This is a genomic window from Algoriphagus sp. NBT04N3, from assembly GCF_019443765.1.
GTDB classification, from domain to species: domain Bacteria; phylum Bacteroidota; class Bacteroidia; order Cytophagales; family Cyclobacteriaceae; genus Algoriphagus; species Algoriphagus ornithinivorans.
In genome coordinates, this window is sequence record NZ_CP048415.1 from 635,808 (window position 1) to 650,662 (window position 14,855).

A 14,855-nucleotide genomic window follows, 5' to 3' on the forward strand; every position below is an offset into this window, starting at 1 on the left:
AAAAACAAACAAATTCTATTGTGGCCTTAAACTTGATATGGATAAAATAGGTTATTCCTATAAAAATAATTTTCATTTTCATTTGAGAAATGAAATCAAAAACTAACTTTACAATGCATATCACCCAATCTGCACACTAAATTAGATGTTAACCACGCCAAGCTATTCATTGTCCGATCAAGTATACCCGGTTATTTTAAATCCCAGAAATCGAGATGATCAGGAGAAAATAGTTGATTTGAAAAATAACCCTCAGATTCAGGTAATCAATCAAATCAATAGTCAGGTTGGCGATTTAATCAAATCACGGCATCCAGCAAAAACTTTTTCCAAGGAAGAGTTAAAAGCAGAGATTGAGAATTTTTTTGAAGAAAATCCCAAGGAGTCTTATGGGAATTGGGTTTATTATCCCTGGAAGTATGCGCTAGTTCATCTTTTGCCTGAAGAAGAATTTATTCGGGTTAGAACACTCAGAAACAATTATAAAATTACTCCTCAAGAGCAAAAAGAGCTCGCAAAGAAAAAGGTTGGGATAGTAGGACTCTCTGTTGGGCAAAGCATTGCTTTAGCCATGGCTTTGGAAAGAAGTTGCGGAGAAATGCGTTTGGCAGACTTTGATCATTTGGAATTGAGTAATCTCAATAGGTTAAAAGCTGGAGTTACAAGTTTGGGAGTAGAGAAGATAGTTATTGCAGCAAGAGAAATTGCAGAGATCGATCCCTATCTGAAGTTAACTCTATTTCGAGATGGTATCACAGAAGAAAATATTGACTCATTTTTTTCAGAGCAGGGAGAGTTGGATTTGATTATCGATGAGTGTGATAGTTTGGATATCAAAATTCTACTCCGAAAAACAGCCCAGAAATATCAGATTCCTCTAATGATGGATACATCTGATCGGGGAATGTTAGATATAGAAAGATTTGATTTGGAGCCGGAGAGGCCAATTTTTCATGGGTACCTGGGAGATATAAATTTAGATACGCTAAAAAATCTGACCAATAAGCAGAAAGTTGCCATTGGATTGAAGATGACTGGGGTAGATACTCTTTCTCCGAGGATGAAAGCTTCACTTTTGGAGGTTGGGCAAACTATTAGCAGTTGGCCACAATTAGCTTCTGCAGTTTTTCTGGGTGGGGCTTCAGTGGCTCATGTTGCTCGAAAGTTATTGGTGGGTGAACCGGTTGATTCGGGAAGATTTTTCGTGGATCTTGACGAAATCATCAAATTGGATCTTCCTGAAATTCAAGAAGAGCGAGAGGTAGTTCCAGTTAAGAATGGAGATTTTTTAGGTAGCATTCCCAAAAATATCATTCCATCAGGTTACGTCCTAAACAAGGAAGAACTTAATGGATTGGTTGAATTTGCCAATTTGGCTCCTTCAGGGGGAAATATTCAACCGTGGATATGGGTGTTCGATCAAAATGGAGTTTTGCACCTTTTCCATGACAAGGAAAGAAGTCACTCCATGCTGGATTATAAAGGCACCGGTTCCTTGATTGCTTTTGGCGCGGCTCTTGAAAATATCAGACTCCACTGTGCAAAATCAGGAATTGAGATCGAAATCATTGAACACATACAGGATTTCGAGGAAGATCTGATTGCAAGCATACGCTTTATAGTTAAGCATAATCAAAAAATCAAAGTTCATAATGGAGAATTGGTAGATGGAGTGGCAATCCGATGTACCAATAGAAAGAATGCATCCAAGGTAGATTTGACACCTGAGCAGATCCAGCTTTTTCACGGATATGCGTTGGCAGAAGATATGCCGATGGAGCATATTTCCGCAAAGTCTGATTTGGAAAAGCTATCCGGCATCATTGGCGGGATGGATAGAATGCGCCTTTTTCACGATCAGGGGCTTAAAGATTTTATCAATGAAGTAAGATGGAATGATAAGGAAGCAAGAGAAAGCCGGGATGGAATAGATATAGCAACATTGGAATTGAGTGGGGCGGAAAGAGCTGCAATGGGCTTATTAAAAGATCCGAGGACAGTTCGTTTTTTCAGGAAGTTTCTGATGGGCTATGGCCTCACCAAAATTTCCCATGATACCATCATGTCAAGTTCCGCCATGTTTTTGCTGCAAGGCAAAGAATTTACTCCTCAAGAATATCTAAAAGCAGGAAAGGTTCTTCAACGCATTTGGATCAAAGCTAACATGATGGAGATCAGTTTTCAGCCAGTGACAGCGGCAATGTTTATTTTCCACCAAACTCTTAGGGAAAAAGACCATGGCTTCACTAAAGAAGAGGTGACTATGATCAAAAAATACAAAGCAGAATTCAATACTTTGTTCAACAGGGAAAAAAGTAATGAAGAATTATTTATGTTTAGACTTAATTTCGGAGGAGAGCCAAGTATGAGATCCTATAGAAGGGAAGTCGAAGATACATTAATTACCATTAACTGATGTTCACCTTTAAAGCATTTAGGGCAGTTGATGAGCCTGAAATATGTGATATGTTTATTGAAGGACATGCAAATGTTCTTAAAGAATATGGTGTCACCAAGGTAACTTCCTCCAATAATGATTGGAAATATAACCCATTCGTTTTCGTGGTAACTGTTCACGATAATTCTACTGGACAAGTAGTAAGCGGATTAAGAATACACGTAGCCGATACAGAATTTCCTCTTCCTCTTGAAGGTGCAATTGCACCAGTTGATTCTAAAATTTTTGGATTAGTCGGAGAATATAGAGAAAGAGGAGGGACGGGGGAAATCGGAGGATTATGGAATAGTAGAATGATTTCAGGTTATGGTATAGGTGCCATTTTTCTTTCGAGGACATCTTTAGTAATTGCAGAGCAGTTAAATGTTCCGACTTTATTTGCTCTCTGTGCGGAATATACCTTAAAACCTACCCTTCAGAAGGGTTTTGAGATTGAGGAAAACATTGGTAATAATGGTACTTTTTTTTACCCGAAACTGGATTTAGTAGCAACTTTGGCAGTTTTGAAGGATGTAGAAAATTTACCTTTAGCTCTCCCAGTTGAAAGGGAGTTTATTCTTGATTTAAGAAAAAATCTTGAATGTACCAGGGTTGAAGAAACCTTGAAAGGGCCAGTAGAAATTACCTATCAATTGAAAATTAAAAATACTGACTGGAGAGTTAAACCATGATTTCGATAATTACTTTTATTTGGGCTTTTTTTCAAGCTTTAAACCCTGTCATCTTAAATGGAGAAACAGTTCTTCTTGATAGGTATGAATACTTGATATTAGAAGAGGATAAAGACATCAAATTTCAGGAAATCATTGAAAGAAATGATTTCACTAAAATAGATCAACAAAGCAAAAATTTCGGAATCAACAATGATGTAGTATGGTTGAAATATGTTGTAGAGAATAATTCTGAAAACGAAGGAAAATATTTTTACATCAACAACTCTTCATTGGATAGCTTAGAATTATTTGTTGTAAGCGAAAATGAGATTTTGGAATCTTATGTAGGAGGTAGATTAGTAGATTTTTATTCAAAACCGATTTTATCCAAATCAATAATTTTTGATATAAATCTCCCGATAGGAAAAACTTCTGAGATTTTTTTAAAAGTTAAAAGTGTAAATAAAAAGATTATTACATCCACGATAACGAATAGAAATTATCTAGAGAACCTGATAAATAGAGAGAATATACTATTTGGGATATTTACTGGTGTAATTGTAGGATTATTCTTTTATAATTTATTCCTATTCTTTTCTGTAAGAGATAAATTATATCTCATATATGTGATTCACACCGTATTGGTGTGGTTTGCGCAATCCTCAATACTAGGTTTTACACAGGAAATATTCTGGCCCAATGTGGTTTGGTTAAACTTGAGATCTGGAGTTATTTTTTCATCTCTGGTTAGTATAGTTGGGATTTGGTTTTTAAGAGTGTTTTTGTCAACAGATAAATTCATACCCAAATTGGATAAGGGCTTTTACTTTATCTATCTCGTCTATGCTTTTATCTTAGTTAACGCCTTTTTCTTTTCCATCACAGTGAGTTATCAGACCTTATTGGTAACTCAAAGTATAGTCGTTTTATATGTTTTATTGGCAGCTTTTGCTGTTCAGAAGCAAGGCTATCGACCTGCTAGATATTATTTGCTAGCTTGGTCTGTGTTTATGTTAGGTATTTTCCTTTTCGTTTTGAGCGAAATGGGAATCATACCAACTAATGATTTGACTGCATACATTATGCCTTTAGGCTCTGCATTGGAAGTTGTGTTACTCTCCTTCGCACTTGCTGATAAGATTAATATTTTAAAGAAAGAGAAGGAGAAAGAGCAGGCAGAACGCCTTAGAGTACTAAAAGAAAATGAGCAATTGATCCGTGAGCAAAATACCATGCTCGAAGAAAAAGTAAGAATCAGAACGGATGAATTGGAACAGGCTCTGAGAAATCTTCAAAATACCCAAAGTCAATTAGTCAGTCAGGAAAAAATGGCTTCACTAGGTCAATTGACTGCAGGTATTGCGCATGAGATAAACAACCCAATCAACTTTGTAAGTTCAAATATTACCCCGCTCAAAAGGGATATTGCAGATATCATGGAGGTGATCGAGTTCTACCGTGAAACTGGTATGAACGAATTCAAGGAGGAGTCTAAGAAAAAAGCGAAAGATCTGGAAGAGGAATTAGAACTGGATTATGTACTGGACGAAGTAGATCAACTTCTCAAGGGAATGGAAGAAGGAGCAAAGCGAACAGTGGAAATTGTCAAAGGTCTCCGTTTATTCTCCAGAGTCGACGAGCAGGATGTCAAGAAAGTGGATATCCACGATGGGATTAATAGTACAATTATTCTCTTGAACAGCTCAATACCTGGAAAAATCAGGATTGTTAGGGATTTTGCTGAACTTCCAATGGTGGAATGTCTGGCTGGAAAAATCAATCAGGTATTCATGAATATTATCAATAATGCAGTACATGCATTAAGCGATCATATTGATACAGTCAAAGATCCAAAAATTGAAATTCGCACCAGATCTTTGGGAGATCATGTGGTGGTGGAAATTGAGGATAACGGCCCAGGAATGCCGGATCATGTAAGACAGAGGATTTTTGAACCCTTCTTCACTACCAAAGCAGTTGGAAAAGGCACAGGTTTGGGGCTTTCAATTGTTTATTCTATTATTGAAAATCATAAAGGGACTTTAGAAGTCAACTCTGAAGTGGGTCAAGGGACAACTTTTATTATAACACTACCTATTTATCAAAGCTCATCCAAGTATGAATAACCATATACATGTGCTTTATATTGATGATGAGGATAATAACCTCAAATCATTTAGAGCCTCGCTAAGGAAAGATTTCAAGGTTTTTACTGCCATAGATGCAGAAGAAGGTTTGCAAGTTGCCCAGACTGAGGAAGTGCATGTAGTGATTGCGGATCAGCGCATGCCTGGAATGACAGGTACAGAATTTTTTGAAAAGCTCATTCAAATCAACCCCGACCCAATTCGTATCCTGCTTACCGGGTATTCTGACATCGCCAGTGTAATCGATGCGATCAATAAGGGCGAAGTTTATCGATTCATCGATAAACCATGGAATATCGAGCAGATTAAGAACTCCATCAAAAATGCAGCGGACATTTATTTCATGAGGCAGGAGTTAAAAGAGAAAAATATCCGTCTTAAAAAGCTGCATACCGAAATGAATCAGTTCGTGTACAGTCTTTCGCATGAACTCCGTGGACCTTTGATGAGTATTTCAGGTGTCTCGAAATTGGCGAAATTGGAAGTTTCCGACCCTAATATTTTGGAATATTTTGAAATGATTGATTCCGCCACCACCAAGCTGGACGATTTTATATACAAAATGCTGGACTTCTATAGGTCTACCAAAATTGACCATAAAGTAACTGAGATCAAATTCAGAGATGTACTTGGACAGCAAATGGAAGCCTACAAAGCAAAATTCAATCTATCTGAGTTTAATGTTTTGACCCAGGTTAACCAAGATGAGCTTTTTTACTCCGATGATGCAAAAATCAGAGTAATCTTGAATAACCTATTCAGCAACTCAGTGCAATTCCAGAAGAATGAACAAGGGGAAAAGAAGATCTCTATTACCATAGATGTTAAAGATGGGCAAGCCATCATCATGCTCGAAGATAATGGGATTGGAATAGACGACCGACATCATCCGGAAGTGTTCAACTTGTTTACAAGAGCTACCCAGAAGAATGTAGGAACAGGCTTGGGACTATACATGGTCAAAGAAGCTGTCGAGCAATTGGGTGGAAAAATCGAGTTGAGATCTATTTTAAACGAAGGAACTACCGTCAGAGTAGTACTGCCGAGCTTGAATTAAGAATACTTTTCTGGGGTTTTTAGGAGGAAAGCGTATCTTTGCACCCTCACTTTTTATAAACAAAAAGAAAAATTATGATTAACCCTTGGCATGACGTCAATATCGGGAAAGATGCTCCCGAATATGTGATGGGAGTGGTGGAAATTCCCAAAGGAAGTAAAGGTAAATACGAACTTCACAAAAAGTCAGGAATGTTGATGCTGGATAGAGTTCTATTCTCTGCCGTGCACTATCCTGCCAATTATGGATTCATTCCCCAAACATTCTGTGAGGATCATGACCCTTTGGATATTTTGATTATTTCTCAAATAGATATCCCTTCCATGTGCCTAGTTGAGGCTAAGGTCATAGGCGTGATGCGCATGGTGGATGGCGGAGAGGCAGATGATAAAATTATCGCTGTAGCTGCCGGAGATCAGTCTGTGAATTATATCAATGATATCGATGAGCTACCTCCTCATTTGATGAAGGAAGTCCATCGATTCTTTGAAGATTATAAGAAGCTCGAGAATAAAGAAGTAAAAGTGGAGGATTTCCTAGGTAAGGAAGATGCTTTGAGAATTATTCGGGAAAGTATCGAACTTTACGATAAGAATTTCAGAAACCAACGATAAGATAAAGCCTGAGCAATCAGGCTTTTTTGTTTTTCACCTTTTTCTTAGGAGCTTTTTTTACAAGATAATTAACTAGGTCAGGATAGGCATGATGCTCATGGTTGGAGACAGAAATTGACTGTTGGTCTGAAAATGCTATAGTCAATTGCTTGAATTCCTTTTTATTCGCGATTACTACTTCTTCTTCCCAAGCTAAAATTTCAGCAATGGGGTAGGCTTTTTGAAATCCTCTTAAAGGAAGTTTGACGATAATTTGATCCCTTCCAGCAGTGATAAAACGAAAACCCGCAAGCATTTTTACCAACAGCATCAATAGCACTAAAGTGATCAAAGATGCAGCAATCAAGTAAAACCATAGGCCAAAAGAACCCTTGTAAGCAAAATCTCTGAGGATCAGAATCAGACCTGCCAAAAGAGCGACAACAATAATTCCCAATGAAAAGTAAGTGGATCCTTTCGGTTTAATGACGATCATGAGCTTTATGTAATTCCAGTAGTTTTCCGTAGGCAAAAGTCTCTAAATCCTTGAAAAAAGCGAAGAAAATCACTTCAAATTCAGCTTCCCTGTCTAACAAGGCCAAATGAGCTTCCTCCATTTTTGAATTAAAGGTGGTTCTTTTGGACATGCCAGTCAGTGATCTTCTGATGCCTTCTACAGTTCCATAGTGCAATAGCCAATTGTCTTTTCTCATCCAGTAATACATCTTTGCAAAGCGCTCCGGGAAGATGTCTTCATACCCATCCAATGTTGAATAGGTCTTCTGGATAAAATCTTCTATAGAGATTGAGGAATAGTTTTTCCAGTTTTTGATCAGAAAATAATCAAAAAAGATATCCGTAATCACGGTGGAATAGTGTCCAAATTTTGGTCTAAGATAGGATTGCCCTGCTTTGACCAATGGATGTGAGTCGGTAAAGTAATCTATCTCCCGATGTAACAAGATTCCGGAGATAATGTCCTCTTCAAAATCTTTGATCTGTTTCCCTTTTACAAAATCAGCTATGAAATTCCCGACGAGAATCTTTTCTTCATTAAAAGACAGAAATGCATGTGCGAGGAAATTCATAGAATGTTTAGACTTAGAAACTCTTTGCCTTTTGATTAGTTTCGCCTAAAATACGGATTGATGGACAAAGTCACAGAGGAATTAAAAAAAGGGCTGAAACTTTTGAAGCAAGAATGGCAAGAAGACCTGGCTCAATACAAGAAAAAGTTTTTAAATACTTCTCTGGCGGATAAGAAAAAAGAGGGGATTACTTGGCATCCTATTCAGGTGAAAAAGGCTAAAATAGGAATGGGAGAGAGACTTTTGGTAGAAATAGAAAAGTTGGATCAAAGCCAAAACTCTGCTTTTCAATCCGGAAAATCTGTCGCATTTTTCTCAACCCAAGATGGCTATGCCTCTTCTGAAAACCGAGTGAATGGAGTGATCAATCAAGTAAAAAAAGACACGATGATTGTTACGCTTCAGGCTGATGAACTCCCGGAATGGATGGATAGCAGCCGTTTGGGTGTTGACTTATTGTTTGATGAGGCCAGCTATCGAGAGATGGAATTTGCCTTGAAAAGAGTCATTGAGGCAGATAATCTTCGGCTTAAAGAGTTGAAAGAAACGCTCTTGGGATCGCGAACCCCAATATTCTCAGAAAACACAAGAAGTGAATCGGAAGGTTTAAACTTTTCCCAAAACCAAGCTTGCCTAAAAATCGCCAATGCAAAGGATGTGGCGATAATTCATGGACCTCCCGGAACAGGAAAAACCACTACTTTGATCAAAGCTATTTCGGAAGCTACAGAAAAAGGATTATCCGTTTTGGTTTGTGCCCCTAGTAATGCTGCGGTGGATTTATTGGTAGAAAAGTTGACAGATTCAGGAATCTCTACTCTCCGATTGGGTCATCCTGCGAGAGTGGAGGAAAAGATTTTGAACCAAACTTTGGATGCAAAAACAGCTTTTCATGAAAGTTACAGAGATCTGAAAAAACTTCGAAAGGAAATTGATCAGTATCTAAAGCTAGCCAAACAATACAAGCGAAATTTTGGACCTGAAGAGCGCAGACAGCGAAAGTTGTTGTTTGATGAAGTGGGGAGAATCCGGGAAGCTGCTAAGCATCTGGAAGAATATATTTCCTTTGACATTTTTCAAAAAACACAAGTTTTTGCCTGTACGCTGGTTGGCGCCTCGTCCTATCACTTGAAAGGGATGGCCTTTGATGTGGTATTTATCGACGAGGCAGCCCAGGGATTGGAAGCAGCAACTTGGATTCCAATCCTGAAGGCTAAAAAGGTGGTTTTTGCTGGTGATCACTTACAACTCCCACCCACAATCAAATCCTTTGAAGCTGCAAAAGAAGGTTTAGCGATTACTTTGATGGAAAAAGTCATTCAAAGAAAGCCTCAAGTGGCGGAGCTCTTACAGGTTCAGTATAGAATGAAAGCCGAAATCATGGGGTTCTCCAATGAGTATTTTTATGGGGGGAAATTGAAAGCTGCTAAAAATACAGACCTTCATGTATTCGAAAATGAAGCAGTCTTGGAGTGGATAGATACCGCGGGAGCTGGGTATTCAGATCGGCAAGAGGAGGAAAGCCTCAGTACCTTCAATCCTGAGGAAGCTAGCTTTACCTGCAAGTATTTAAATGAACTTATCAAGCGTATCGGTATTTCAAAATTTAAGGAAAATGGCTGGACTATAGGTTTGATCGCTCCGTATTCTGCCCAGGTAAGATACTTACGAACATTGATCTTTGAAACTTATGATTATCCCAATTTGAAGGCTTTTGCCGATTTGATCACCATTGATACTGTAGATGGATTTCAGGGGCAGGAGCGGGACTTGATGATCATTTCACTGACTCGGTCCAATGAGAGAGGAGAGATTGGTTTTTTGGCAGATGAACGAAGGATGAACGTAGCTATTACCCGATCCAAAAGGAAGCTAGTTTTAATTGGAGATAGCAGTACTTTGGCTATCAATCCTTTTTTTGATTCACTGCTTGGGTATTTTGAAGAAAAGGGAGGGTATAGGAGTGTTTGGGAGTTTATTGACGTATGAATCGATCCTTTTTCAAATCAATTTCTAGAAACCTTTTCCTGCTGATAGACCAAATTCAATAAGCTTAGAACTTCACCAAAGGCTTCAGCTGATTTCAATTGCTCATCCGATATTTTCTTGCCCAGTAGTCTGCAAAGCAAAAGTCCATAGACCCCGTTGAGGCAGATTTGGATTTCATTTCCCAGGTCTTTCCCATCAGCCTCCATTACAGCTTGTAGAATATGAGGCTTGGCTTTTTGATAAGTTTGGAAATAGGTTTGATCCGATTTAAGTAACTGCCAGTGCAGTTGGGAAAGCTCAGCAACCAATTTTTTACTTTCCTCCAAATGACCCTTCTCCATAATTCCTTCTTTCTCCATTTGATTTCGGAAGTCCTGATACCAATTAAAAATGGTATTCTTTTCCTTTTCTTCGACAGGAAAGTGAGAAACTACATATTGCCGGATTTCCTCCAAATTACCCTGAAAAGACCGAATCAAGTCCTCCTGTTGATAGAGATAGATGATGTACTCGGCGATATTTTGGGATTTTTTGTTCTCGGCTATGGATTTCATGGATTAAAATATTTTCGGGGTAAAGTTAAAAGCTAAATGTCAGAGGTCGAAATACAGTGGAAATACTATTGAAATATATTCACCTTCGGTGAATGAAATATTTATCTACTCAAGGTGTCCTGAACCGTTAGGGTTATTTCGTCGAAGGCATATTTCACTTGGCCTAGCGAAGTGTATTTCAACTATATTTCTTTTCTGTTTCGACAAATCCGTATTTCAGGTATAATCCTCTAATTTTCTCCTTCTTTTTCCCTAATTTTGCGCGCAGAATGAACATGCAAAAAATAAGAAATTTCTGTATCATCGCCCATATTGACCATGGGAAGAGTACATTGGCGGATAGGTTGCTGCAAGAAACTCAGACAGTGTCTGATCGGGATATGCAGGACCAGTTGTTGGATAACATGGATCTGGAGAGAGAGCGGGGAATCACCATTAAGTCCCATGCCATCCAGATGAAATACACCCATGAAGGAGAGGAATATATACTCAACCTCATCGATACTCCGGGACACGTGGATTTTTCTTACGAAGTTTCCAGATCGATTGCAGCTTGTGAAGGTGCTTTGCTAATTGTGGATGCTTCTCAGGGTATTGAAGCACAGACCATTTCAAACTTGTATTTGGCATTGGGTCATGACCTGGAAATTATTCCTGTTTTAAATAAAATTGACCTTCCCGGAGCAGATCCTGAATCTGTGGCAGACGAGGTAATTGACCTGATTGGCTGTGATAGGGAGGATATTATTTTGGCCTCTGGAAAGACAGGAATAGGGATAGATGATATTTTGAAGGCTGTTGTCACTCGAATTCCAGCGCCTAAAGGAGACCCTGATGCACCGCTACAAGCGATGATTTTTGACTCCGTTTACAATCCTTTCAGAGGTGTGGAAGTGATCTTCCGGATTTTCAACGGAACCTTCAGCAAAGGCGATAAAATTAAGTTTGTCAATACCGGAAGGGAATATGAGGCAGATGAAATCGGTATTTTAGGGCTGAATCAGATTCCTCAGCAAACCATGAGTGCCGGAAATGTAGGTTACCTTATTTCTGGGGTCAAGGTGGCTAAAGAAATTAAAGTAGGGGATACCATCACCCATATCAAACGCCCTTGCGAGAAAGCCATTCAGGGTTTTGAGAATGTGAAGCCTATGGTTTTTGCAGGGATCTATCCTGTAGATACCACGGATTATGAAGAGTTGAGAGCATCCATGGAAAAGCTGCAACTCAACGATGCTTCCCTAGTTTGGGAACCGGAAACATCCGCTGCTTTGGGATTTGGTTTCCGATGTGGATTCTTGGGAATGCTGCATATGGAAATCATTCAGGAGCGATTAGAGCGGGAATTTGATATGACCGTGATCACAACTGTGCCCTCTGTGCAGTTCAAGGCATTGATGACCAATGATACTTACAAGCTAATCAATGCTCCTTCAGATATGCCTGATCCTACCAAGATGAAGCATATTGAAGAGCCATTCGTTAAGGCTTCCATCATCACAGCTTCAGAATACGTTGGCGCTGTGATTACGCTTTGTATGGAGAAAAGAGGTCAAATCAAAAACCAGGTTTATTTGACTGCAGATCGGGTGGAATTGACCTTCGATATGCCTTTGGCCGAGATCGTATTTGATTTCTTCGACAAGTTAAAAACCATTTCCAGAGGATATGCATCCTTGGATTATGAATTGAAAGGATATCAGCCTTCTCACATGGTGCGTCTCGATGTGATGCTTAATGGAGAAGCAGTTGATGCGCTTTCTGCGATCGTGCACCGTGATAAAGCTTACGAATGGGGCAAAAGACTCTGCGAAAAATTGAAAGAATTGGTTCCTCGTCAGATGTTTGAAATCGCCATTCAGGCAGCCATCGGAACGAAAATCATTGCCCGAGAAACTGTAAAAGCCCTACGTAAAAACGTACTGGCGAAGTGTTATGGTGGTGATATTTCCCGAAAGCGTAAACTTCTGGAAAAGCAGAAAAAAGGAAAGAAACGCATGAGGCAAGTCGGTAATGTTGAGGTTCCTCAGGAGGCGTTTATGGCAGTGCTGAAGCTGGACTAGGGATTAACGATTTACGATTTAAGAATTACGATTTACGAGGCAATTCAAAACTTCGATATTCGACATTCGATGTTCATCATTCGATATTTAGAAATCTCAGTTAGACAATGAATTTTGAGCAATCAAAATGATGAATCGATCATGGAAAGAAAATATGATCTTGAGTCTCGCTTGATTGAATTTGCATCTGCTGTAATTTCATTTACAGATTCTATGATCAATTCGAAAGCTGGTAACCATATGGCAAATCAGCTTTTGAGAAGTGGAACATCACCCGCATTAAATTACGGCGAAGCTCAGTCCGGAGAATCAAGAAAGGACTTTATTCATAAGTTGAAAATTGTATTAAAGGAACTTCGAGAAAGCAGAGTTGCCCTAAAAATTATTGCAAAATCAAATCTGCATTCAGATTCAAAAAGAATTGAATCATTAATTAGCGAGAGTAATCAGCTGATTTCAATCTTCGTGAAAAGTATTGAAACTGCGGAAAGAAATAATATATAAAAATATCGAACATCGAATTTAGAATGATGAATTTCGAAGTTCTCGAACCTAATCAAAATCAAAATGGCTACAATCATCGACGGAAAAAAGACCTCCCAAGACATCAAAAATGAAATCGCAGCACGTGTGGCTGAGATCAAAACTGAAGGAGGGAAAATTCCTCACTTGGCAGCTATTCTGGTGGGAAGTGACGGAGCTAGCCAAACCTATGTGGGAGCCAAAGTAAAGGCTTGTCATGAAATCGGTTTTGAATCCACTTTGGTGCGATTGGATGACACTATTTCTGAAGAGGAACTTTTGGCCAAAGTAGAAGAGATCAATGCAAATCCCGACATTGATGGATTGATCGTACAGCTTCCTTTGCCTAAGCATATTTCTGTGGAAAAAGTCACCGATAAGATCAAGCCGGAGAAAGATGTGGATGGTTTTACTCCTTCCAATGTAGGAAGGATGGCCTTGAATTGGCCAGCTTATGTAGCGGCAACTCCCTATGGAATTGTGGAGCTTTTGAAAAGATATAATATAGAGACTTCTGGTAAGCATTGTGTGGTTATTGGCAGAAGCCATATTGTAGGAAGCCCGATGAGTATTTTGATGGCAAGAAATGGATATCCTGGAAATGCCACCGTCACCTTGACCCATAGCCGAACTCAGAATCTAAAAGAAATAGCTCAAACCGCTGATATTTTGATTGTTGCTCTAGGGAAGCCAGAATTTGTAACTGCTGATATGGTAAAGCCAGGCGCTGTGGTGATTGATGTGGGAATTCATCGAGTGGAGGATGCTAGCAAGAAGTCTGGATTCAGATTGATCGGTGATGTGAAGTTCGATGAAGTGGCTGAAAAAGCTTCCGCTATCACTCCTGTTCCTGGAGGAGTAGGGCCAATGACCATTGCTTCTTTGCTATATAATACCCTTTTGGCTGCAGAGAAAAAAGTTTACAGATAAAAGAAATTGGGTTAGAAAGCATTTGCTTTGAATAGGCTGGCTTTCTACTTTTGCAGACCCTAACCGCGCACGTGGTGAAATTGGTAGACACGCCATCTTGAGGGGGTGGTGCCCTACGGGTGTGGAAGTTCGAATCTTCTCGTGCGCACAAAGCCTTTCCAATTTTGGAGAGGCTTTTTTGATTAATGGCACTCAATCAGTTTTATTTTTGGTTAATTTCGACTCAATTGATTGATTATGAAAAAGCACCTTTTATCTACCGCATTCCTTTTCCTATTTTTAGGATTAAATACAATCTTGGCTCAAACTGCCCAGTTTCCAATTGTCAAAGGTTTTGGAGGAATCTATGAGATACCGGAGGCTACAGAAAGGCCGGATGGATCCATGGAATATAAGATCTTAGTCGATTTGACTTCAGGAGCTGATAATCCTGCAGAAATATCCAGATGGGTAGATAATATAGCCCGTATGATGAATTTGCATGGCTTGGCTGGAGTAACTAAGGATAGACTACATGTCAAGGTAGTGGTACACGGAGGAGCTATTTTCACCTTATTGAATGATGATAGGCATCAGACGAGATATGATTCCGCTAATCCGAATTTGGCGGTTTATGAAGCTTTGAAAGAAGCAGGAGCAGAGTTTTACGTTTGCGGACAATCTATGGTAGCTAGGAATATCAAGAAAGAAGATTTGTGGCAAGGAGTGCAGATTGCCCATTCTGCATTAACGACCATTACTACCTATGTGCCTCAGGGATATATTTTGCTGAAGTTTTAAACAGTCTGGAATAGTTCTTGG

At 39.2% G+C, this 14,855-nt stretch carries 13 protein-coding genes and 1 tRNA gene; 11 read left to right on the plus strand and 3 right to left on the minus strand.

Going from position 1 to position 14,855, the window contains the following annotated elements; all coding sequences use genetic code 11:
- Nucleotides 1–145: 145 nt before the first annotated feature.
- From GYM62_RS02820 to GYM62_RS02840, 5 genes are all read left to right on the plus strand, one after another.
- Nucleotides 146–2,416, plus strand: a complete 2,271-nt coding sequence (locus GYM62_RS02820; RefSeq protein WP_219958212.1) for an Rv1355c family protein — start codon at nt 146–148, stop codon at nt 2,414–2,416.
- On the plus strand, nt 2,416–3,129 hold the full coding sequence (locus tag GYM62_RS02825) for a hypothetical protein (RefSeq protein ID WP_219958213.1): 714 nt from the start codon (nt 2,416–2,418) through the stop codon (nt 3,127–3,129). The genes GYM62_RS02820 and GYM62_RS02825 overlap by 1 nt, the downstream gene beginning before the upstream one ends.
- A complete protein-coding gene (locus tag GYM62_RS02830) occupies nt 3,126–5,237 on the plus strand; it encodes a 7TM diverse intracellular signaling domain-containing protein (RefSeq protein WP_219958214.1) in 2,112 nt (703 codons plus the stop codon). The genes GYM62_RS02825 and GYM62_RS02830 overlap by 4 nt, the downstream gene beginning before the upstream one ends.
- A complete protein-coding gene (locus GYM62_RS02835; RefSeq protein WP_219958215.1) occupies nt 5,230–6,315 on the plus strand; it encodes a hybrid sensor histidine kinase/response regulator in 1,086 nt (361 codons plus the stop codon). The genes GYM62_RS02830 and GYM62_RS02835 overlap by 8 nt, the downstream gene beginning before the upstream one ends.
- Nucleotides 6,316–6,389: 74 nt before the next feature.
- Nucleotides 6,390–6,929: an inorganic diphosphatase gene (locus GYM62_RS02840; RefSeq protein WP_091654693.1), complete on the plus strand. Its 540-nt coding sequence runs from the start codon at nt 6,390–6,392 to the stop codon at nt 6,927–6,929.
- A 16-nt stretch (nt 6,930–6,945) separates the two neighbouring features.
- On the opposite strand, the gene GYM62_RS02845 is transcribed toward GYM62_RS02840, so the two are convergent.
- Both GYM62_RS02845 and GYM62_RS02850 read right to left on the minus strand, forming a co-directional pair.
- Entirely contained in the window at nt 6,946–7,404 is a 459-nt protein-coding gene (locus GYM62_RS02845) for a hypothetical protein (RefSeq protein WP_219958216.1), read from the minus strand.
- A complete protein-coding gene (locus GYM62_RS02850) occupies nt 7,391–7,996 on the minus strand; it encodes an ACP phosphodiesterase (protein WP_219958217.1) in 606 nt (201 codons plus the stop codon). The genes GYM62_RS02845 and GYM62_RS02850 overlap by 14 nt, the downstream gene beginning before the upstream one ends.
- 60 nt (nt 7,997–8,056) lie before the next feature.
- Here GYM62_RS02850 and GYM62_RS02855 point away from each other — a divergent pair, with 60 nt between their 5' ends.
- Complete coding sequence (locus GYM62_RS02855) at nt 8,057–9,985, plus strand: AAA domain-containing protein (RefSeq protein ID WP_219958218.1); 1,929 nt, start codon at nt 8,057–8,059, stop codon at nt 9,983–9,985.
- A gap of 17 nt (nt 9,986–10,002) precedes the next feature.
- Here GYM62_RS02855 and GYM62_RS02860 read toward each other — a convergent pair whose 3' ends face one another.
- Nucleotides 10,003–10,539, minus strand: a complete 537-nt coding sequence (locus GYM62_RS02860; protein WP_091654681.1) for a DUF4924 family protein — start codon at nt 10,537–10,539, stop codon at nt 10,003–10,005.
- A 275-nt stretch (nt 10,540–10,814) separates the two neighbouring features.
- Here GYM62_RS02860 and lepA point away from each other — a divergent pair, with 275 nt between their 5' ends.
- The 5 genes from lepA (at nt 10,815) to GYM62_RS02885 (ending at nt 14,834) form a co-directional block, all read left to right on the plus strand.
- Nucleotides 10,815–12,602 (plus strand): translation elongation factor 4, encoded by a 1,788-nt coding sequence (lepA, locus tag GYM62_RS02865; protein ID WP_286936546.1) that lies wholly within the window; start codon nt 10,815–10,817, stop codon nt 12,600–12,602.
- Between the two features lie 141 nt (nt 12,603–12,743).
- Nucleotides 12,744–13,106, plus strand: coding sequence for a four helix bundle protein (locus GYM62_RS02870; protein WP_144607210.1), 363 nt, complete (start codon nt 12,744–12,746; stop codon nt 13,104–13,106).
- 63 nt (nt 13,107–13,169) lie between these two features.
- Nucleotides 13,170–14,054, plus strand: a complete 885-nt coding sequence (locus GYM62_RS02875) for a bifunctional 5,10-methylenetetrahydrofolate dehydrogenase/5,10-methenyltetrahydrofolate cyclohydrolase (protein ID WP_219958219.1) — start codon at nt 13,170–13,172, stop codon at nt 14,052–14,054.
- Between the two features lie 65 nt (nt 14,055–14,119).
- A tRNA-Leu gene (locus tag GYM62_RS02880) sits at nt 14,120–14,202 on the plus strand.
- An 89-nt stretch (nt 14,203–14,291) separates the two neighbouring features.
- Nucleotides 14,292–14,834: a DsrE family protein gene (locus GYM62_RS02885; RefSeq protein WP_219958220.1), complete on the plus strand. Its 543-nt coding sequence runs from the start codon at nt 14,292–14,294 to the stop codon at nt 14,832–14,834.
- Nucleotides 14,835–14,855: the final 21 nt, after the last annotated feature.